This is a genomic window from Actinomadura sp. 9N215 (genome assembly GCF_044326345.1).
GTDB lineage: Bacteria > Actinomycetota > Actinomycetes > Streptosporangiales > Streptosporangiaceae > Spirillospora.
This window is the reverse complement of the sequence record NZ_JBIRBA010000052.1, coordinates 1-19,940: the sequence shown is the minus strand read 5'-3', so window position 1 is coordinate 19,940 and position 19,940 is coordinate 1. Positions and strand designations below refer to the sequence as shown.

Genomic DNA, 19,940 nt, shown 5'->3' with positions numbered 1-19,940 from the left:
CGCCGCCGGTTCCCGGTCGCCTCCAGGAGCGACCGCCCACGGGCTCCTGACTCGAAATCCGACATATCGAGCGTCCTTCGAGTGATCGACTTCCGGCTCGCGAGTGTCGGCGCGACGTGATTATCTCTGCCATCCGCTTGGGCGCTGTATTATTGGGCTGACGGCCAGATCGACACTCCACGGGAAATGCCGTTTCCGGCCATTCCGGTCGGCCGTTATGAGTCACGTCGTATGCGGGGGAGGCTGCGATGGGAGCTGTCCCGTTTGCGGACTCCGCGGACGGCCCTGGGCTCCCACGGGCGGACGGGCGCGCGACCGCTTGGCGGCCGGACCCGGGCCACGTCGCCGTCCATGACCGAACGTGGCGCAAACGCATCGCCGCGGCCGAGGCAGGCGACCCCGGCGCCCGGCGGGCCCTGGAGATGATCTCCGTCTACGGCACCGATCACGCGAACACGGCACGGGCGGAGGCGCTGTTGCGGAAGCCGCCGTCAAGTCCCCACCGAATCCTGCGGTCACGCCCGAATGATCCACCTCAACCGGAACCGATCTCCGAGCCGAAGGGGAAGACATGCTCAGTGCACAGGCGGAACTGATCTGGGACGGCAGAATCCATCTGGGCGACGAACCGGGAATCTACGGCGACACCCCGTATCCCGGCATAGCGCTGGAACTGCCGGTCACGCTGGAGAAGGCCGATCCGGCGGGCGCCGACACCACCACGTTGATCCTGCACACCCGGAACGTGGAGACCTTCGCCCCCTACAAGGGCCATCTGATCACCGTGACCGCCTACCTGCCCGACTCGACCAAGCCGAATCACGCGAAGGAACAGGTCCTGGCGACCGCACGGCTCACCAGCGCGGACCAGAACCGCAAGGAACTGGAGCTCGACCTCACCGGCCTGACGTTCCCGGTCTTCGTCTCCGTCCGGGTCAGGGTCGACACCCAGGTGCCTCCCGGACTGTACGACGACTTCGTGGTCACCATGCTCCAGAACAAGGCCCCGGGGTTCGCCGTCGTCGCGTCGTTCGGTTTCCACATCTGATCGGTCGCCGGCGCCGTGCTGATCTTAGGATGGCCGGGTGGCTTGGGAACGTCCGGTACCGCTGATCGGCGACGTGACCACCGCGGCGGGTCGCGCGGGCGACCCCGCCGGGTGGGCGTTCCCCGAGGCGCGGCGGGAGGCGCTGTACGCGGTACTCGGCGCGCGGCGGGATGTGCGGCGCTTCCGGCCCGACCCCGTCGACCCGGACCTGCTGGAGCGCGTGCTGGGCGCGGCGCACCTCGCGCCGTCGGTGGGACACAGCCAGCCGTGGCGGTTCATCGTGGTGCGGGAGGCGGGGACGCGGGAGCGGGCCGCGCTCATGGCGGACCGGCAGCGCCTGCGGCAGGCCGCGATGATGGACGCCGACGCCGCTCGCCGGTTGCTGGACCTGCAACTGGAGGGCATTCGGGAGGCGCCGCTGGGCGTCGTGGTCTGCTGTGACCGGCGGGCCGCGCCGCAGGGCGTGCTCGGCCGTGCGACGTTCGTCGACACGGACCTGTGGAGCTGTGCGTGTGCCATCGAGAACCTGTGGCTGGCCGCGCGGGCCGAAGGCCTCGGGGTCGGCTGGGTGACGCTGTTCGAGCCGGACGAGCTGGCCGCGCTGCTCGCCCTGCCGGACGGCGTCGTCACCCTCGGCTGGCTCTGCCTTGGCTGGCCGGACGAGCGGCCCCCGGAACCCGGACTGCAACGCGCCGGCTGGTCACGCCGGCTGCCGCTGGACCAGGTGGTCATCGAGGAACGCTGGCCGACCGCGGACGAACCGGCGCCGCCGCCGTCCCGCCTGCACGAACCGCCGTCCTCGCCGTCCCGTCTGCACGCGCCGGACCAGCCCGCGGTGGTCGGCGCCCGTGACGGGACGGACGTGCTGCTGACCCCTCCGGGCTCCCTCGGCGCCCTGGACCGTGCCATGGACAAGGCGATCGCGCTCGGACACACCAGCCTCGACGAGGGCACGCTGGTGCTCGTGGCGGCCGATCATCCGGTCGCCGCGCACGGCGTGTCCGCCTACCCGAGCAGCGTCACCCGGGAGGTCCTGCTGGCAGCCGCGGCCGGAGAGGCGATGGGCGTGACGGCCGCCAGAACGGCAGGGCTCGGCGTGGAGGTCGTCGACGCCGGGGTGTCCGGCCCGCCGGTCGCAGGCGTCGACCACGTGATCTGCCGTGACGCCAGAGGCGACCTCGTCACGGCGAACGCCATGTCCGACCGGGACACGAGCCGCCTTCTCGACGCGGGCCGGACCGTCGGAGCGCGTGCCGGCCGGCGGGGCCTGGTCGCGCTCGGTGAGATCGGCGTCGGCAACACGACCGTGGCCGCCGCGCTGACGGCCGGGCTGCTCGATGCGGAACCGGCGGACGTCGTGGGCCTCGGCGCCGGCGCGGACACCGCGATGCTCGACCGCAAGCGCATGGTCGTCCAGGACGCACTCCAACGGGTCCGCGACGTCGACCGGCAGGACCCACTCGCCATGCTCGCCGCGATTGGCGGTCCTGAGTTCGCGGTGCTGGCCGGTGTCGTCCTCGGTGCGTCGAGCGCGGGCGCGCCGGTCGTGTTGGACGGGCTCGCGACCTCGGTCGCCGCATTGATCGCCACCCGGCTCGAACCCGCGGCGGCGGCCGCTCTGATCGCCGGGCAGCGAAGTCGGGAGCTCGGCCACGGCCTGGTCCTCGTGGAGCTGGGGTGCGAGCCCCTGCTGGACCTGCGCATCCGGGCCGGCGAGGGCGTGGGCGCCTGCTTCGCGGCGGCGCTGCTGCGGCAGGGCATGGCCGTCCGCGCGGCCACCGCACGGACGGCCGACCGACCGCCGCCTTCCTCGCCTCACACTCGCGGATGAATCGGACGCCCCAGGTCGACTCACTCCTCAAACGCCTGCCCGGAAGTACATCGGCGACAACCACCCGGTTCCGCCTGTCGGTCGCCGCGCACTCGATGCGCGGAGTCCCGAGGCCCGCTGGCGGAGCCGTCATGTGCGTCCTGCGCCGTCTTCCGTTGTTGCGGAGCCGTGAGCTGGGCATCGGCGGCCACAATGCGGCGACGCCGAACCGGCCCACGTCGCATGGCGGCACCCGGAGCCACAGGTGAGAGGGTTGGTGCGTCCCGGCCGGGCGATCTGGTCTGGGTGCGGTTCTCCTCCAGGGCTGGTTGACCTGGGAGTTTGAGGTCTACCGTGGGCGGGGAGCGTCTTCGGGTTAACGATCGTGCTCAAATCTCGATTTGATCTGCTCCGGGCCCGGCCCGAGTCTGGAACCGCCCTCGACGCGGTCGCCGGATCACGCACCAGCGCGAGAGGCAGTGGATCACCCCGAAGGGAAGAAGGATGACGCGAGAGCTGGTTTACACGGGGTTCATGTCGCTCGACGGTGTGGTGGACTCGCCGGGCGGCAAGGCCGAGGGCCACCGCAGCGGCGGGTGGGTGCTGCGTACCGAGTTCGTGCCGGAGGCGTACTCGCTCAAAGCGGAGGAACTGGCCGAGACGACGGCCCTGATGTTCGGCCGTCGCAGCTACGACGCCTTCGCGCCGATCTGGCCAGGATCTGAAGACCATGCGGCTTACAAGGACCTTCCGAAGTACGTCGTGTCCACGACGCTCGCGGACGACGACCTGGTCGACGGCTGGGGTCCGATCACGATCCTGCGCTCGGACGAGGACGTCGCGGCGCTCAAGCGGGGCCAGGGCGGGGCGATCTTCATCCACGGGAGTGCGGAGCTGGCCCGGCGCCTGGCCGATGCGGACCTGATCGACCGATACAACCTGCTCGTCTTCCCCGTCCTGCTGGGAGCCGGGAAGAGCCTGTTCAGCCGCGAGGACCGGGACGAGCGGAATCTGAAGCTCCGGGATTCCGCCGCCTACTCGAACGGCGTCGCCAAGCTCGTCTACGACGTAGTGCGATGACGACGACGTCGAGGATCCGCGAGCCCAGCCCGAGAGCACCCTGCAGCCGAGGCGGAGCTCCCGTGCGTACTAGAGGCGACCACGACCTCACCGCCTGAAGGAACCGCACCTGTCTGGTCTTCAGGTCGCCGCCGAACATCAGGCGGCGCCGGCCCTCGTGCTCGACCAGGCCGGCGGTGTGCCGCGCGTCGGTGTCCTCCTGTACGTGGGTGATCGCGACGTCGGCGCCTTCCATGGCGAAGGCCACCGCGACCGCGCGACCGCGCGTCCGCGCGTCCGATGCCCGGAGTCGCCGCCGCCGGTGATCAGCGCCCGCCGTCCCGCCAGCAGGGGGCTGCTTGGGCCGTTCCCGTCCCGCGGGCCCCAACTTTCGGACGGGGGGAGGCCACCGTGTGACGAAGGCGGCAGGACGCGGCCGTTTCTCATCGGCAGACGGGGAAGGGGAGCAAGCAGGTCGAACAGTTCGCCCGACCGAGGAGGGTGAGATGCCGCAGCAAGCATGGAGCAAGAAGCGCGAACGTCAGTACGAGGACATCAAGGAGTCGCAAGAGAAACGCGGCACGGGGACGCGCCGTGCGGAGGAGATCGCCGCACGCACCGTGAACAAGAACCGTGCGCGCACCGGTGAGGCCAAGCAGAAGAGCAGGACGTCGCTTCAGGACATCTCCCCGCAGCGGCGCGGCGGGAAGCGCTCCGGCAGGTCCGGCCCGCGTGGACGGACGAAGGAGCAGCTGTACGCCGAGGCCAAGAAGAAAAGGATTCAGGGCCGCTCCAAGATGTCCAAGGCGGAACTGGAAAAGGCGCTCGGAGCCTGACGGCCATGGGAATGGCCCCACCCGACCCGCGCCCCTCGCACCCGGGATAGCAGCACATGCGAAGGCCCGCCCCGCAACAGACCGGGGTGGCCTTCGCGCGGCTGCCGATGGTCGGCCTCGGCAGGTCAGGCGCGTCGGTCTGCGGGTAATAACCGTCGTTCTCGCCGCCCCCGGGATGTCGGGCAGGCCGGGCGTGCGCTCGTCTTGACCTTGATGCCTTCGCGTTGAGCCCGTTGCTCTGCGCTTACCGGGGACGGAACATGCCGTCCGACACTTTCCGTGGCCTATGGTCCGCCGAGGTTTACCTTGCAATACGAGGGCAACCCTTTTGGCCTACATGTTCCGCACATCACCTAACGCATAGGGGCCGCATGATGGAGGGGGCTGCCGAGTCGTACTGGATGGCGACGTCCCAGGCGAGGACGTATCCGCGACTCAGCGAGGACGCCGAGGCGGACGTGGCGGTCGTGGGCGGCGGGATCGCGGGAATCGCGACGGCCTGGGAACTGGCGCAGGCCGGCCGGTCGGTGGTCCTTCTGGAGGCCCATCGCATTGCCGCGGGCGTCACCGGGTACACCACCGGACGATTGTCGGCGGCGCACCCGTGGATCTACGCGCAACTGCGTGACGGATACGGCCTGGAAACGGCGCGCTTGTACGCCCGCTCGCAACAGGAAGCCGTCGAGCATGTGGTCGCGACCGCCGAGAAGCTGGGCATCGACGCCGATATTGAAAGGCGTCCGTCCCATGTCTATGTGGAGGAGCCCGACCGGGTCCAAGACCTCCGAATCGAGGTCGAAGCCGCGCAGCAGGCCGGACTGGCGGCTTCGTTCGTCAGCGGCACCGACCTGCCCTACGAGGTCGCCGGCGCGCTGCGCGTGCAGGACCAGGTGCAGTTTCATCCACGCCGCTACCTGCTGGCCTTGGTCGAAGAGTTCTGCCGCGCGGGTGGACGCGTCCACGAGCACACCCGTGTCATTGAAATGGACGAAGGACGGCCCTCACGGCTCGTCACCGACACCGGCACGACGATACGCGCGAACGAGGTGGTGATCGCCACCTTGTTCCCGGTGCTGGGCGGCGGGATGCTCGGGTCCCGCCTGACGCCTCTTCGCGAGCTGGTGATCGCAACGCCGATCAGCCGGGAACGCGATCCTGGCGGCATGTACATCACCCGGGAGGAGAACACGCGCTCGGTACGGACCGCGCCTTACCGCGATGGGCGGCGGCTGCTTCTCATCACCGGCGAGTCGTTTCCACCCGGCACCGCCGACGTCGCCGCTCGGCGACAACATCTGGTCGAATGGACGCGGCAGCATTTCCAGGTGGACGACATCGCCTACTGGTGGGCGGCCCAGGACCTCGACACCGCCGACAAGATTCCCTACGTCGGCCGTATCGGCGACAACGTTTATGTCGCCACCGGATACGCCCGTTCAGGCATGAGCCACGGAATCATGTCCGGCAAGCTGCTCACGGGTCTGATCTGCGGGAAAGAACCGCCGTGGGCCGGTGTATACGCCCCTGGGCGGAAACATTTCGCACAGGAGGTCGGCCCCATGTCCAGGGCGCTCTGGTCCAAGACGCGGCGCGCGGCGACCGACCACGCTCAGGCCATGGTCACGTCCGCTGACGACATCCCGCAGGGTTCCGGCGCCGTTGTCCGGCACCACGGACGACTTCTGGCGGTCTACAAGGGCGATGACGGTACCACGCACTGGTTGTCGCCCCACTGTTCCCATTTCAGGTGCCTGGTGAGTTTCAACGACACCGAACGTGTCTGGGAATGCCCCTGCCACGGCTGCAGATACGCCCCCGACGGCTCGGTTCTCCAAGGCCCCGCAACCGCTGATCTCCGGCCAGAAAAACCATAGGACCAACAGCGAATCGCCAAAGGCGTGCTGACGACGGGCCGGCAAACAAGAACGGGCTACGGACCTGGCTACGGGCAACTCTTCCAGGCGAGATGATAGGTCGTCCTGGGGCCCTCGCCGGTGTAGTCCATCGCGATGAAGCTGACTTTCGACGGATCCGAGGTCCCCTTGTCGACGCGCAATTCGGTGGTCAGGACGACGTTCGGATCCTCACCGCACGGCTTGAAGACGAACTGGTCCATCGGCCGCCGGTAGGTGTGATACCAGATGTCGTCGTAGGAACCGCTCATGCTGTACGGCACCATCCCGCCAGGCGGCTGCCCCTGGAAGTAGGAGCCGACCTTCAGGGTGGCGTTCGCGCCGCTCTCCAACTGGGCGAAACCCCGGTGCTCCGAGGACGAGATGGCATAGGTGACGTCCTGCGGGACGCTCACTTGCACGACGACCTGACACTTCTTGCGGGCGTCGAGGGGGTCCGACCAACCGCCCGCCTGCGCCAGGTAATCGCTGTAGATGACGGTGAACGCGTCCTTGCCCGCCAAGGGCGCCGCCCAGACGGTGCCGACCGGGCACCCGGAATCGTGGACGGCCACGATCTTGACGCTGAACCCCTCCGCGCCACGGACGACCCGCGGCCCTGCGGTGGCCGGTGCGACGGCCGCCGCGGTCGCGGCGAGCGCCGCGGCGACGACAACGGAAATGGCAGTTCGTTTACGCATGCGATTCCTCTTCGCTTGGCGTGGACGCCTATTCGACGACCGAAGAGCCGCCTCCCCGGAAACCAGGCACTCGCCGATCACCGGGAACTGGAACTGGAACTGGAACTGGAACGGAGGTTAACTTTCGCACCGGTCGGCGTCAATAATCAATAATCAACTACGGTATTCGAAGCGAATGGAGGGCCAGAATGCGACGTCCACCAGCGCCCTGTACCCGCTGGAGTCCGTAGTCGCTCCCCGGTGCCCTCCCGGGACTCGTCGTAGCGTGCATCAGGGTGTCGTCGAGCATGTTTCGGGGGTGCCGTGATCGGCGGCGGCCTTTTCTGTCGGGTTCGTCAACCTGAGCCGGACGGTGCCCGGCTCAGGTCCACGACGCAGAACACGTTCCCGTCGGGGTCGGCGAGAACGACGAAGTCCGGCTCCGGCGGGTACAGGTCCCAGTCGACTCTGCTCGCTCCGAGGCCGATCAGACGTTCGACCTCGGACTCCTGCTCGTCTGTGGTGTTCACGAGCAGGTCGAGATGCACACGGGGACGAGGCTCGACCGGCGACTCGCTGCGCATCAGGCCCAATGCCCGGCGGAACCGTCCGCGTGATTCAGCGTTCTCCAGCTCGGGCTTTCCCACTCCGATGTGGCGACCAGGTCCAGCGCGGACGTCCAGAAGGCCACGGCGCGGGGAACGTCGGCCACGCCGATCACGGGGAATCCGAGTCTGAGCACGAGACCGAGTCTAGGGAGACGAGGTTGTCGAAGTCGTGGCCAGCGGTCACGTGCGTGTTGACCGAGTAGCCGCTTTTCCCGCTCGGCGCAGTGGCCCTTCCGGTCGTGCGTGGGTCCAGCGTGCCGTCCGTGATCAGCATCTATCTCCGGTCGGCGTGCTCGGTTGAGGGCAGTGGAACTGGCGGCCGCAGCCCAGGAGGCAGCCGATTACCTCAGCCGGGACCGTTTTATTTCTGTCGAATTTCCGAGGTCGAGATTGCGGCGGGCTCGCGGTGTTCGCCGGAGACGCCAACTGACCGAAAACGGACAGCAAGTCGCATAGCAGACTCTAAACACGTCTTCTATAGTTCCATTAACTTGATCATTGTCGTCCGTCAAGGAGGCGGCGGTGCTGATCAATTCTCGTGGGCGGAGCAGCGCTCAGAATTGCAGTCCTCGACAGCCATTCTGTTGACCCGTCGCGCAGCCAGGTAACCGAGCTGGCTGCCTCGACCTTGACGGGTTCGGTGGCCATATCCGGCTGCCATGTCCAAAGGAGGTAAATCCCGTGGGGAAGATCAAACGGGTGGGTTTCCTGGTGGCCGCGTTCGCGCTGGCGGCTGGTGTTCTCCAGGCTCCCTCTTCGGCCGCGCCGCGCGAGCGGGCGTCCACCGCCCAGACGATCCTCATGGTCTGGAAGGGCGTCGAGGGAGACCAGCAGATCTGGTGGAACACCTTCAACGGAAGCTCATGGAGCGGCCCGCAGCAGGTCCCGGGGGCCTCGACCAGCTTCCGTCCCGCCATCGCCGTCGGCGGCTGACCAGCACGGCGCCCGGCGTCCACGGCCGGACGCCCGCGAACGACCAGACACCATGCGAGAGGAATCACATGCGTAAAGGTATGGCCATTTGCGCCGCAGCCGCCGCAGCCGCCGCGGCGCTCGCCGTGACCGCGACGCCGGTCGCGCGGGCCGCGGCCGAACCGCGCCACGTCCGGGGGCCGGGCGAACTCATCGTCGAGATCGCGACCATCAATGGCTCTGGATGCCGGGCCGACACCGTCTTCGCGACCGTCTCAGAGGGCGATGAGGCGTTCACCGTCACTTACAGCGACTACGTGGCGCGGACGGGTGGTTCATCGAAGCCCCTCGACGCCCGCAAGAACTGCCTCGTCGTCCTGAAGGTGCACGTCCCGCGAAGCCACACCTATGCCATCTCGTCGACGGACCACCGCGGTCACGCCTTGCTGGCCAGTGGCGCGAAAGCCATTCACAGGGCCGGCCACTCGTTCCAGGGGCATTCGGATACCTGGCTGATTCCGCACACCCTGAATGGCGCCTACGATGGCGACTGGGACTTCGTCGACCGCACGCCGGACGACCAGCTCGTCTTCAAGGAGTGCGGCGAGGAGCGGAACTTCAACGTCCTCACCGAACTGCGGGTCGACAAGGGAGCCTCAGACCCGTCGAAGGTCAGCTTCATCACCATGGCCACCATCGACAACAGTCTGAAGACCACCTACCACCTCGCCTGGAAGCGCTGCCCGTAGTCCGTACCGGAAATGAAGGGCATCGCCTTCGGCATTGGCGGGCGGCCGGATGGTCGTCATAGAGATGATCCGGCGCTCGGTGCAATGGTCGGGTGGCAGGTTGATGTCAGGGCATCTTTGTGTCATGCGGAAGCACTTCAATGCTCCGCAGGGGTGGGCCAGCATGGCGACCAGGAAGCGTTCTCCGCTTTCCTGAACCTTCGGAAGGAGACGTCATGCCCGACCTCGAGAACATGGCAGAAGCGGCAGAGGCCCACGCGGACCTCGACGGACTGCCGCCGGCGCTGCAGGAGGCGCTGGACGGCGAGGAGAGCCGTCGCGGCTGGCACGACTCGTTCATCTAACCGCGAATCCTGACCTGGAAAGGACCGAAGATGGTCGCCACTCCTGTATGGCCCGACGATCTGCTGGATCTGTCGGAGGTTCGGCGGCAGGGGTGGCGGCCTCTTCCGTTCGAGGAATTCGTCGTCAAGGTGCACAGCCGGTGCAATCTGTCATGCGACTACTGCTACATGTACGAGATGGCGGACCAGAGCTGGCGGACGCGTCCCGTCGTGATGAGCCGGGACACGATCATCGACACCTGCCGGCGGATCGCGGAACACGCACGGTCGCATGAAATCCCGGCGGTACGGGTGGTCCTGCACGGTGGCGAGCCGATGCTGGCAGGTGCGGGCACGTTCGAGTTCTTCGCGCAGGAGATTCGCCGCTCGGTCGGCCCGGACACGACCGTGGAGATCGGTGTTCAAACCAACGGAGTGCTGATCGACGAGAGATTCCTCAAGGTTTTCCACGAACACGGAATACGGGTCGGGGTGAGCCTTGACGGCGATTCGGCCGGGCACGACAGGCACCGCCGATATGCCAGCGGGCGAGGGAGCCACGATCGGGTCGCCGAAGGGCTCCGGTTGCTGAGCTCCGATGCCCATCGCGACCTCTTCGCCGGGCTCCTGTGCACGATCGACCTCGACAACGACCCGATTCGCACCTACGAGGCACTGGCCGAATGGAGCCCGCCGCGCATCGATTTCCTGCTGCCCCACGGAACCTGGGACGCCCCGCCGCCCCGCCGCAGCACCGATCCGGCGCTGACGCCTTATGCGGACTGGCTGATCGCCGTGTTCGAACGCTGGTACGGCGCCCCGCACGGAGAACCCTCGGTTCGGTTTCTCGACGGCGTCCTCCGGCTGCTACTCGGTCGTCCCGTCCGATTCGAGGGGATCGGGCTGGGGCCCGTCGGCCTGCTCGTCATCGAGACCGACGGCACTCTTGAGCAGGTCGACACGCTGAAGTCGGCCTACGCCGGCGCGCCCGAGACCGGTCTCAACGTGGCGGAGCATCCGTTCGATCTGGCACTGGACCACCCCTCGGTCGTCGCACGGCAGATCGGCGTGGCCGCGCTCGCGGACGACTGCCGGTCGTGCCCGGTCCGTGACGTGTGCGGCGGCGGTTACTATCCGCATCGATACCGTGCCGGGACGGGGTTCCTCAACCCCTCGGTCTACTGCCCGGACCTGCTGAAGCTCATCACGCACGTCCAGGACCGGGTCCGCGCGGACCTCCTCGCTCACGTGGGGAGGCGCGGTCCGGGATGACCCTCGCCGCGGCGACGACCCGCGAACCGCGGTCGGAGGCCAGGTGGCGGCGCGACTTCGGGCTGCTCTGGGCCGGTTCGTCGATCTCACAGCTGGGGAGCGTGGCCGCCGCGGTCTCCTACCCCCTGCTGTGCTTGGCCCAGTTCGAGTCGCCCATGCGGGCGGGCTGGGTGGCCTTCGCCGCGACCTTTCCCAAGCTGTTCATGCAACTGCCCGCGGGTGTGCTCGTCGATCGGTGCGACCGCCGGACGGTCATGCTCGTCTGCCAGGCGGTCCGCTGCTCCGCCCTGGCCGTGCTCGCCGCGTTCCTGCTCACGGGCGACGTCCGGTTCTGGGTGCTCGTCGTCGTCGCCGGAGTGGACGGCTTGTTCGGAGTTCTCCACAACGTGGCGGAGTACGCGGCGGTGCCCCAGATCGTGCCGGATCGGCACCTGGACGAGGCCGTTTCGCGGATGGAGGTGCGGGTGCACGCGGCGAACATGCTCGGCAGGCCGCTCGGCGGCCTCCTGTTCGGCATCGATCGGATGCTGCCCTTCGCCGGTGACGCCCTGTCGTCCCTCGTCTCCCTCACCGCGGTCGGTCTCATGAAGACGAACAGGCTTGTGCCCGAGGGCGGGACACCCGCGGAGCCGGAAGAACGGGGCATGCTGGCGGACTTCTCCGAAGGGATCGGCTGGTTTCTCCGCGAGCCTTTCCTTCGCCTTGCGGTACTCGTCAGCAGTATCTTCAACATTCTCGGCCAGGTCGTTCTCCTCATGATGATCAGCATCGCGGTCGACGGCCGCTCCTCAAGCCTTTCGATAGGCATCATGGTCACCTCGTCGGGGGTCGGCGGCGTGGTGGGCTCCTATGCGGCCCCGCGGCTTCTGAAATCGATGAGCCCGATCGGCATCTATCTCGCGGCCGCATGGTCATGGGTGGGAGTCGGCATCGCGATGGCGCTGTTCCAGCGACCGCCGGTATTCCTGCTGGGCTGGGGTGTGATCGGCCTGACGGGTGCGCTGACCAGCGTGGTCGCCGGCATCTACCTCAACCGCGTCACTCCGTCGCGACTGCTCGGCAGAGTGACGAGCGTGGGCCTGTTCCTCGTGTTCGGCGGGGTTCCCTTCGGCGGACTCCTCGGCGGCTACCTCATCTCGACGTTCGGCGCCGCGCGTTCGGCGACCATGGTGGTCGCCGCCATGGCGGTCGTCGCGATCCTCGTCACGGCAGGCTGGTGGGGCAGTGCTTTGCGGACGGAGAAGGCCCCGGCCAATTCGTGTTGAGCAAGTATGCGAGTATGCGCCTTCGTCACACCCAGCCGCGTTGTGCGGCGTAGGCGCCCGCCTGGAAACGGCTCTTGGCGTCCAGACGGTCGAGGAGGACCGACATCCTGCGCCGGACGGTACGGAGGGAGACTCCCAGCCGGCGGGCCGCGCCTTCGTCGGTGCAGCCCTGGAGGAGCAGCCGCAGAAGTGCTCTTTCCTCGGGCGAAAGGCCGTCATCATCCTTTGTCGGATTCTCTCCTATCGGCACGGCGGCCGACCAGACGAGTTCGAACAGAGCCAAGAGCGCTGACACGACTCCAGGGCTGTCCAGTTGCACGGCTCCCAGCCGGGCGTTCTCGGGACTCAGGGGAACGAACGCCACCCGCCGGTCGATTATCACCAGCTGGAGAGGAAGTGTCGGCGACGTACGGCTCTCGGCGCCGATGCCGGCCAGCCAGGATACGTATTCCAGCGTCGCACGGTCGTTCCGGATGCTTTCTCGGTAGACGCTGCGGATGCTGACGCCGCGTTCGATCGCGAGTACGTCCAGTTCCTTGCTCGCTTCCATGGCGTCCCGGCTCTTGGCGCCCCCGGGCTGGAACGACAGGCACTCGAATCTGGCGTCGTGGGCGAATTCCTCAAGCCGGAGCCGGACGGCTTCGACGCCGTCCAGCCGTTCCAGACGCTCCTCGCGGGAGCGAGCGGCCCTGTACTCCTCGCCGATCGCGCTGATGGCCGCCCGCGTCAGCTCGATCCGCTGCCGGCGTTCGAGCAGCTCTTCCTCATGCCTGTGGAGTAGGGCCGGCAGAGCGAACTCGGGATTGACGGGCAGGACCTGCCCCGCCTCCGACGGCCGGAGCAGGGAGAGCTCGACGAGCCTGTCCAGCAGATCCCTGATCTCCTGTTCCGGCATGACCAGGTACCGCGCGACGTCGGCCGACCCCCACTCGGGATTCAGGAGAAGGGCTCGGTAAACGGTTTCGAGACGTGAGTCGAGGCCGAGGTTCTCGAACATGCTCCACTCCGTGGGTGAAACTCCGACACGGTCGGACGCCGAGACAAGGATGGGCAGGCGGCTCAGGGTGCCGGCCAGCTGTTGGGAAATACGTAGACCTCGGTGCGGCTTTCATCGACACCGGCGGGGGCGTCCTCCTTCAGCGTCAGTTCATGGTCGGAGCGGCCTGGCGGAACGTCGACCCCGTCGAAGTCGGCTCGGCTGGTGACGTGATCGACGCCGCCTATGATCCGTCCCGCGCCGTCACGGAAGACGACCGACGCGTCGACGCCGGGAATCGGCTTGGCGAAGGCGGAATCGATGGTGAAGGTCAGAGTTGTGCGGCCACCGTCCGCAGGCCGCGTGGCTTGTTGTGTTCTGACCTGGCTCGCCACGAGTCCGGTGAACCTGCCTTCGGCGTTGGTGGGCACCCACGTGGTCTCGGTCACGGTGAGCCTGAGGTCGGCCACCTTCCGGGCCGCGGCCTGGGGAATGGTTCCGCCTACGCCGTAGCGCCCGCCGGGGAGGATCCGCGGTGGCGATGTTGTGACGACGTCATCACCGATCCGGGTTCCCGCGGCGTCGATGAAACTGACGGTGTAGGCCGGGAATGCCACGGCCTTCCGGTTGCGGTTCTCCAGCACGACACCGTAGGAGAGCCGGGGGAGATCATTGTGGCTGGCGATCATGGAGAAGCCCTTTTCCGCCACGACCACTTGGCCGTCGCCGCTCGTCCTGTAAGGGGACGTCGCGGTGGTCGGGGCCTGGCTCGACGGTTCCGCGACCGGCTCTGCAGGGCCGCCGCCGCTGGAGCATGCCGCCATGGTGAAGGCGAGCCCGATAATGGCGACGGCCATCGCCGCACGTGGTCCAGACGTCCTCATCACTTCTCACCTTGGAACCAGGGGACAGGTCTAGCGCTGTCAATTCATTGCCTACGACGATCACCTGCTCGGCGGATCAGCCGCGTCCCACATCTGGTAGAGCCTTCACCATCCAGGAAGGCCGGAACAGGTACGGCACCGGGCATTGACAGGACAAGAGCCCTCTACCGCGCCGCCCGGATGCGGAGCGCCGCGCCGCACCGGGCGATGGAGGAGCGGGAGCGGGCACGTCGAGCGGGCGATCGAGGACGTCGTCGACCGCCCATCGAGCCCGATCCGAGCTCTTTGTCAACCGGGAATGGCGGGTCCGGGACGGCCAGGAAAGGACCGCGGGCGGCCTGGAAACGCTCTGGTCACGTACGGTTCCGTCGCGTACGATCTCAGCGTGTTGACGCGGCGTGGGAATTCTGCGACGTCCGGGAGCAGATAATGGACGCCGCGGCCGACGAATACGTAGTCCATTTCCCGGATTCCGTCGTCGCGCGAATGAACGCGGTTTTCCCCGGGACGGACCAGGCGGTGCTGCGCCGGGCGGCGTTCCACGTCCTCCTCGGCCGCCACCTCGGCACCGACGCGCCCGCCACCTCGGACGGCGACACGATCCTGCGCAGCGACCTGTCCGGCCGGCCGGCCTTCGCCGACGTGCTGCGAAACACCGTCGAGGCACCGGCGGCGGAGCCGATGACGACCTACCGCGCGACGGAGACACGGGCGGCCTTCGGGCACCGGGCCGGCCTCCTCGGCGGGATTCCCGCGCCCGTCCTCGCCGAGCGGTACCGCCACCTCCTGGAGCGGCTCGAACCCGGGACGCCCGTCCACCGCGTCCCGCTGCTGCCGGACGCCGAGGCACGCGACGAGGAGGCTCGGTGGCGTCCGCCCGCCACCGCCGTCCCCGGACTCCCGCTGCACCGGCTGATCCTGAACCAGGCCGAGCGCACGCCGGACGCCCTCGCCGTCGTCCATGCCGCGGGCTCCACGACCTACCGCGAGCTGGCCGAGGCCGCCGCGCGTCTCGCCGGGGAGCTGAGGTCCGTGCACGGCGTGGGACGGGACGTCCCGGTCGGCGTCCTCATGGAGCGCGGCCCGCGGCTGGTGCCCGCGTTGCTCGCGATCTTGAGCGCGGGCGGGTGTTTCGTCCCCCTCGACACAGAGTCGCCCGCCGGGCGGATCGGTGACCTGTGCGCACGGATCGGGCTGCGGGTGTGCGTCACCGACCCGCACCTCGCGCACCTGCTGCCACAGGACGTCGTCGCCGTCGCCGACGCGTCCGCCGATCATCTGGACGCCCCGGACGAGTCCCCGATGGACGGCCTGGTGTCGGTGTACTTCACGTCCGGTTCCACGGGCACGCCGAAGGCGGTCGCGAGCACGCATCGCGGCTGGGCCAACCGGATGGCGTGGATGCAGCGGCGGCACACGCTCGCGCCCGGGGAGACCGTCCTGCACAAGACGACGCTCACGTTCGACGACTCCGCGGTGGAGATCTTCTGGCCGCTGACGCGGGGCGGGACGGTCGCGATGCTCGAACCGGGCCTGCACCGCGACCCGAGGGCGATCATCGAGGCGGCCGTCCGGTACGGGGCGGCCGTCGTCCAGTTCGTGCCGAGCATGCTCCGGCCGTTCCTGGCCGCGCTCACCCCGTCCGACCTGGCGGGCCTCCGGGCGCTCCGGTGCGTGGTGTCGAGCGGTGAGGCGCTGCCGTCCGACCTGGTCGCCGCGTTCGCCGCCGCCTTCCCCGGCGGCGGGACCGCGCTGCACAACCAGTGGGGCCTGACCGAGGTCTCGATCGACTCGACGATCTGGACCTGCCACCCGGCCCGCGACGCGGACGCGCGGAACGGGACGTCGAGCGGAGCTCGTCCGCTGAACGGCGGCGGGTGGGGGCTGGAGGACGGTCCGGTGCCGATCGGGCACGCCATCGACAACAACACGGTGCACGTCCTGGACGGCGGCCTGAACCCGGTGCCGCGAGGCGTGACCGGCGAGATCTACCTGGGCGGCGTCGGCCTCGCCCGGGGCTACCTGGGCGACCCGGCCACCACCGCCGCCCGGTTCGTCGCGAACCCGTTCCGGCCCGGCGAGCGGATGTACCGGACGGGCGACCTCGGCTACCGGCGGCCCGACGGCGCGATCGTGTTCCTGGGCCGGGCCGACCACCAGGTGAAGATCCGCGGCATCCGGGTGGACCCGGCGGAGACCGAGACGGCGCTCCGCGGCCACGCGGGCGTCCGGGACGCGCTGGTCGTCGCGGCCGGCGGCTCGGGCGGGACGCGGCTCGTCGCCTACGTGGCCGGACCGTCCGGCCTCGAGGCCGCGCTGCGGCAGCGCGTCGCCGACCGGCTGCCCGCCGTGCTGCGGCCCGCCGGGTACGTGTTCTTGCCCGCCCTGCCCCTCACCGCCAGCGGGAAGATCGACCGGCGGGCGCTCCCGCCGCCGCCCGCCGAGCCGTCCCCGGCGGACGACCCGCCGCGGACCGCGACGGAGGAGACCCTCGCGCGGGTGTGGGCCGAGGTGCTCGGCACGCCGTCGATCGGCGTCCACCGCGACTTCTTCGACGCGGGCGGCCACTCCCTCAGCGCGGCGACGGCCGCGGTGCGGATGAGCGCGCTGTTCGGGATCGACGTCCGGGTGTCCGCGCTGGTGGAGCATCCGACGGTCGCGGGCATGGCCGCCGCCGTCGAGACGTGGGCCGCGCGGGGGCGCGCGCCGATCCCGCGGGCGCCCGCGAACGGGTCCGCCGCCCCGCTGTCGCCCGGTCAGGAACGGCTGCTCGTCCTCGCCGAGCTGGACCCGCGTCCCGGCGTCCACCTGTGCCGCGAGGCGCTGCGCCTGCGGGGCCCGCTCGACGAGGAGGCGCTGCGACGCGCCTTCGCCAGGGTCGTCGCCGAGCACGAGGCGCTCGGGTCCGTGATCGGATTCGACGGGCAGCGGCGGGCCGGGCGGGCGGAGTTCCGGTTCACTCCGATCCCCGAGCGGATGTCTCCCGCGTCCGGCCCGCTGCTCGCGGCGGAGTTGCGGCGGCTCGGCCCTGACGACCATCTGCTGACCGTCGCGGTCCATCACCTGGTGTTCGACGACCACTCGTCCGAGATCTTCTGGTCCGACCTCGGCCGCGCCTACCGCGCGCTGAGCACCGGCGCCGCGCCCGACCTTCCGGCCCCCGCCGCCCGGTACGCGGACTACGCGGCCTGGTCGCGCGACCACGTGGCGAGGGCCGGGGACGACCGGGCCCGGTACTGGCGCGAACGCCTCGACGGGCTCCGGCGGCTCGCCCTGCCCGCGGACCGTCCGGGGGCCGAACCCGGCCCGGGCGCGGCGGTGAGCGCGGACCTGCCCGCCGAGCTCGCCGAGGCCCTGCGCGGGTTGGCGGCCCGCAGCGGCACGACTCTCTTCACGACGATGCTGACGGCCTTCCAGATCCTGCTCGGACGGTACGCGGGCACCACCGACGTCGCGACCGGGATCTTCGTGTCCGACCGTCCGCACCCCGACCTCGACCGCGTCATCGGGTTCTTCACCGAGACGCTCGTGGTCCGCACGGACCTGTCGGGCTCGCCGGTCCTGGCCGGCCTGCTGGACGACGTCAGGCGGAACGTCGCCGACGCCCGCCGCAACTCCGGCGTCCCGTACGACCGCGTCGTCGCCGGGCGGCGGCCCCACCGTCCGGACGCGCGCGACCCGCTCCTCGCCGCCGCCTTCGCGTACGAACGCGTGACGGCGGACCCGTGGGGCGTGCCCGGGCTCAGCACCGTCCGCGAGGACCCGCCGGAGACGGCGCCGCGCTTCGATTTGTGGCTGTCGGTGAAGGAGCGGGACGGGAACCTGACCGTCACCTTCACCTACGACACCGGCCTGTTCGACGCCGCGACCGTCGTCCGGATCGCCGCCGACTACCGTGACCTGCTCGCCCGGCTCGACCCGTCCGCGACGGTCGACGCGATCACCTCGGCCGCCGCCGTCCCCGCCGTCGTCGTCCCCGCCGCCGTCCCCGCGGCCGAGGTGATCGCGGGTCCCGCGCCGGAGCCCGTGCACGTGCTGTTCCACCGGATCGCCGCCCGGCTCCCCGGCGCGGCCGCGGTGTCCGGCGCGTCGGGGGACCTGACCTACGGCGAGCTCGCCCGGGCCGTGTCCGCGCTGGCCCGGACGCTGCGCGACGACCACGGGGTCGGCCCCGAGACGACCGTCGGGGTGTTCGTACACCGCGACACGCCGCTCGTCGTCGCGCTGCTCGGCGTCCTCAGCGCGGGAGGCGCCTACCTGCCGCTCGACCCCGACGCGCCGCCCGCGCGGCTCGCCCTCGTCCTCGACGACGCCCGTCCCGCGGTGATCGTCACCGACCGGGACGACGCGCCCCGGACGGGCGTCCCCGTGATCCGGATCGCGGGGACGGCCGACGCCCCGGTGAGCGCGTCCGGCGACGCCGTGACCATTCCGGACCAGGTCGCCTACACCATCCACACCTCGGGTTCCACCGGACGCCCCAAGGGGGTCCAGGTCACGCATCGCGGCCTGGCCAACTTCGCCCGCGCCATGCGCCGGTGGCTGGCGCCGGGAGACCGGGTCCTCGCCGCCACGACCGTCGCCTTCGACATCGCCGTCCTGGAACTCCTCGTCCCGCTGACCGCGGGCGCGTCGGTCGTCGTCGCGACGCGGGAGGACGCCGTCGACGGACGCCGTCTGGCCAGGCTCATCGACGAGCGCGGCATCGACGTCGTCCAAGCCACCCCGAGCGGCTGGCGGCTCCTGCTCGACAGCGGATGGACCGGCCGCCCGCTGCGCGCGCTGTGCGGCGGGGAGGCGCTGGACGCGACGCTCGCCCGCCGCATCGCCGAGCGCACCGGCTCCCTCACCAACCTCTACGGCCCGACCGAGACGACCGTATGGTCCACGGCGGCCGAACTGGACGGCTCCGGCGCACCCTCGATCGGGGTGCCGCTGGACGCCACGACCGTCCACGTCCTAGACGGCGGGCTGCGCCCGGTCCCGCCGGGCGTCGTGGGCGAGCTGTACATCGGCGGCGCCGGAGTGGCCCGCGGCTACCTCGGCCGCCCGGCGCTCACCGCGGCCACGTTCGTCGCCGACCCGTTCGGGGCGGGCGGGCGCCTCTACCGCACCGGCGACCTGGTCCGGCGGCGCGCCGCCGACGGCGCCCTCGACTTCGTCGGGCGGGCCGACCGGCAGATCAAGCTCCGCGGGCACCGGGTCGAACTCGGCGACGTCGAGGCGGCCCTCGCGGACGTCCCCGGCGTCGCGGCGTGCGCGGTGGTCGCCGACGCCGTCCCGGTCGCGGAACGCCTGTACGCGTACGCGGTGACGGACCTCGCGGAGGACACCCTGCGCGGCCTCCTGCTGGAGCGGCTTCCCCGGTACATGGTCCCGGCGCGGATCGTCCCGCTGGACGCGCTGCCGACGACGCCGAACGGCAAGGTCGACTGGCGCGCCCTCCCGCCGCCCGCGCCGTCCGCGCCGTCCGCGCTGTCCGCCGGGGAGGGACGTCCGGCGGCGCCCGGCCGGGAACGCGTCGTCGCGGGCGTCCTCGCCGGCATTCTCGGACTCGGGGAGCTGGCCGTCCGTCAGCGGAGCCTGTGGTTCCTGCACCGGCTGAACCCGGACCGCGCCGACTACC

16 protein-coding genes are annotated in these 19,940 nt (G+C 69.9%); 11 read left to right on the top strand and 5 right to left on the bottom strand.

Annotation, left to right across the window (positions count from 1 at the left end; all coding sequences use genetic code 11):
- Nucleotides 1-571: 571 nt before the first annotated feature.
- From ACH34T_RS43505 to ACH34T_RS43485, 5 genes are all read left to right on the top strand, one after another.
- Nucleotides 572-1,048 carry a hypothetical protein gene (locus ACH34T_RS43505; RefSeq protein WP_396026889.1) on the top strand — a complete coding sequence of 159 codons (477 nt, stop codon included), beginning with the start codon at nt 572-574 and terminating at the stop codon, nt 1,046-1,048.
- A gap of 37 nt (nt 1,049-1,085) precedes the next feature.
- Nucleotides 1,086-2,879, top strand: a complete 1,794-nt coding sequence (gene bluB / locus ACH34T_RS43500) for a 5,6-dimethylbenzimidazole synthase (RefSeq protein ID WP_396026888.1) — start codon at nt 1,086-1,088, stop codon at nt 2,877-2,879.
- Between the two features lie 483 nt (nt 2,880-3,362).
- Nucleotides 3,363-3,938, top strand: coding sequence for a dihydrofolate reductase family protein (locus ACH34T_RS43495; protein WP_396026887.1), 576 nt, complete (start codon nt 3,363-3,365; stop codon nt 3,936-3,938).
- A gap of 485 nt (nt 3,939-4,423) precedes the next feature.
- Nucleotides 4,424-4,753 carry a plasmid stabilization protein gene (locus ACH34T_RS43490; protein ID WP_396026886.1) on the top strand — a complete coding sequence of 110 codons (330 nt, stop codon included), beginning with the start codon at nt 4,424-4,426 and terminating at the stop codon, nt 4,751-4,753.
- Nucleotides 4,754-5,124: 371 nt separating this feature from the next.
- Nucleotides 5,125-6,627, top strand: a complete 1,503-nt coding sequence (locus ACH34T_RS43485; protein ID WP_396026885.1) for an FAD-dependent oxidoreductase — start codon at nt 5,125-5,127, stop codon at nt 6,625-6,627.
- A gap of 68 nt (nt 6,628-6,695) precedes the next feature.
- Here ACH34T_RS43485 and ACH34T_RS43480 read toward each other — a convergent pair whose 3' ends face one another.
- From ACH34T_RS43480 to ACH34T_RS43470, 3 genes are all read right to left on the bottom strand, one after another.
- Nucleotides 6,696-7,346 (bottom strand): DUF4360 domain-containing protein, encoded by a 651-nt coding sequence (locus ACH34T_RS43480; protein WP_396026884.1) that lies wholly within the window; start codon nt 7,344-7,346, stop codon nt 6,696-6,698.
- Nucleotides 7,347-7,681: 335 nt separating this feature from the next.
- Nucleotides 7,682-7,909, bottom strand: coding sequence for a VOC family protein (locus tag ACH34T_RS43475; protein WP_396026883.1), 228 nt, complete (start codon nt 7,907-7,909; stop codon nt 7,682-7,684).
- Complete coding sequence (locus tag ACH34T_RS43470; RefSeq protein ID WP_396026882.1) at nt 7,909-8,067, bottom strand: VOC family protein; 159 nt, start codon at nt 8,065-8,067, stop codon at nt 7,909-7,911. Before ACH34T_RS43470 ends, ACH34T_RS43475 begins: the two co-directional genes overlap by 1 nt.
- A 547-nt stretch (nt 8,068-8,614) precedes the next feature.
- Here ACH34T_RS43470 and ACH34T_RS43465 point away from each other — a divergent pair.
- The 5 genes from ACH34T_RS43465 (at nt 8,615) to ACH34T_RS43445 (ending at nt 12,454) form a co-directional block, all read left to right on the top strand.
- Nucleotides 8,615-8,866 carry a hypothetical protein gene (locus ACH34T_RS43465; RefSeq protein WP_396026881.1) on the top strand — a complete coding sequence of 84 codons (252 nt, stop codon included), beginning with the start codon at nt 8,615-8,617 and terminating at the stop codon, nt 8,864-8,866.
- 80 nt (nt 8,867-8,946) lie between these two features.
- Nucleotides 8,947-9,594, top strand: a complete 648-nt coding sequence (locus ACH34T_RS43460) for a DUF4360 domain-containing protein (RefSeq protein WP_396026880.1) — start codon at nt 8,947-8,949, stop codon at nt 9,592-9,594.
- A 215-nt stretch (nt 9,595-9,809) separates the two neighbouring features.
- Complete coding sequence (locus tag ACH34T_RS43455) at nt 9,810-9,938, top strand: hypothetical protein (RefSeq protein WP_396026879.1); 129 nt, start codon at nt 9,810-9,812, stop codon at nt 9,936-9,938.
- Between the two features lie 30 nt (nt 9,939-9,968).
- Nucleotides 9,969-11,189 carry an FxsB family cyclophane-forming radical SAM/SPASM peptide maturase gene (locus ACH34T_RS43450; protein WP_396026878.1) on the top strand — a complete coding sequence of 407 codons (1,221 nt, stop codon included), beginning with the start codon at nt 9,969-9,971 and terminating at the stop codon, nt 11,187-11,189.
- Nucleotides 11,186-12,454, top strand: coding sequence for an MFS transporter (locus ACH34T_RS43445; RefSeq protein WP_396026877.1), 1,269 nt, complete (start codon nt 11,186-11,188; stop codon nt 12,452-12,454). Before ACH34T_RS43450 ends, ACH34T_RS43445 begins: the two co-directional genes overlap by 4 nt.
- A gap of 25 nt (nt 12,455-12,479) precedes the next feature.
- Here ACH34T_RS43445 and ACH34T_RS43440 read toward each other — a convergent pair whose 3' ends face one another.
- Nucleotides 12,480-13,451 (bottom strand): LuxR C-terminal-related transcriptional regulator, encoded by a 972-nt coding sequence (locus tag ACH34T_RS43440; protein WP_396026876.1) that lies wholly within the window; start codon nt 13,449-13,451, stop codon nt 12,480-12,482.
- A gap of 62 nt (nt 13,452-13,513) precedes the next feature.
- Nucleotides 13,514-14,287: a hypothetical protein gene (locus ACH34T_RS43435; RefSeq protein WP_396026875.1), complete on the bottom strand. Its 774-nt coding sequence runs from the start codon at nt 14,285-14,287 to the stop codon at nt 13,514-13,516.
- Nucleotides 14,288-14,800: 513 nt separating this feature from the next.
- Here ACH34T_RS43435 and ACH34T_RS43430 point away from each other — a divergent pair.
- Nucleotides 14,801-19,940: amino acid adenylation domain-containing protein (locus ACH34T_RS43430; protein ID WP_396026874.1), on the top strand; the 5,140-nt coding region annotated here is incomplete at its 3' end.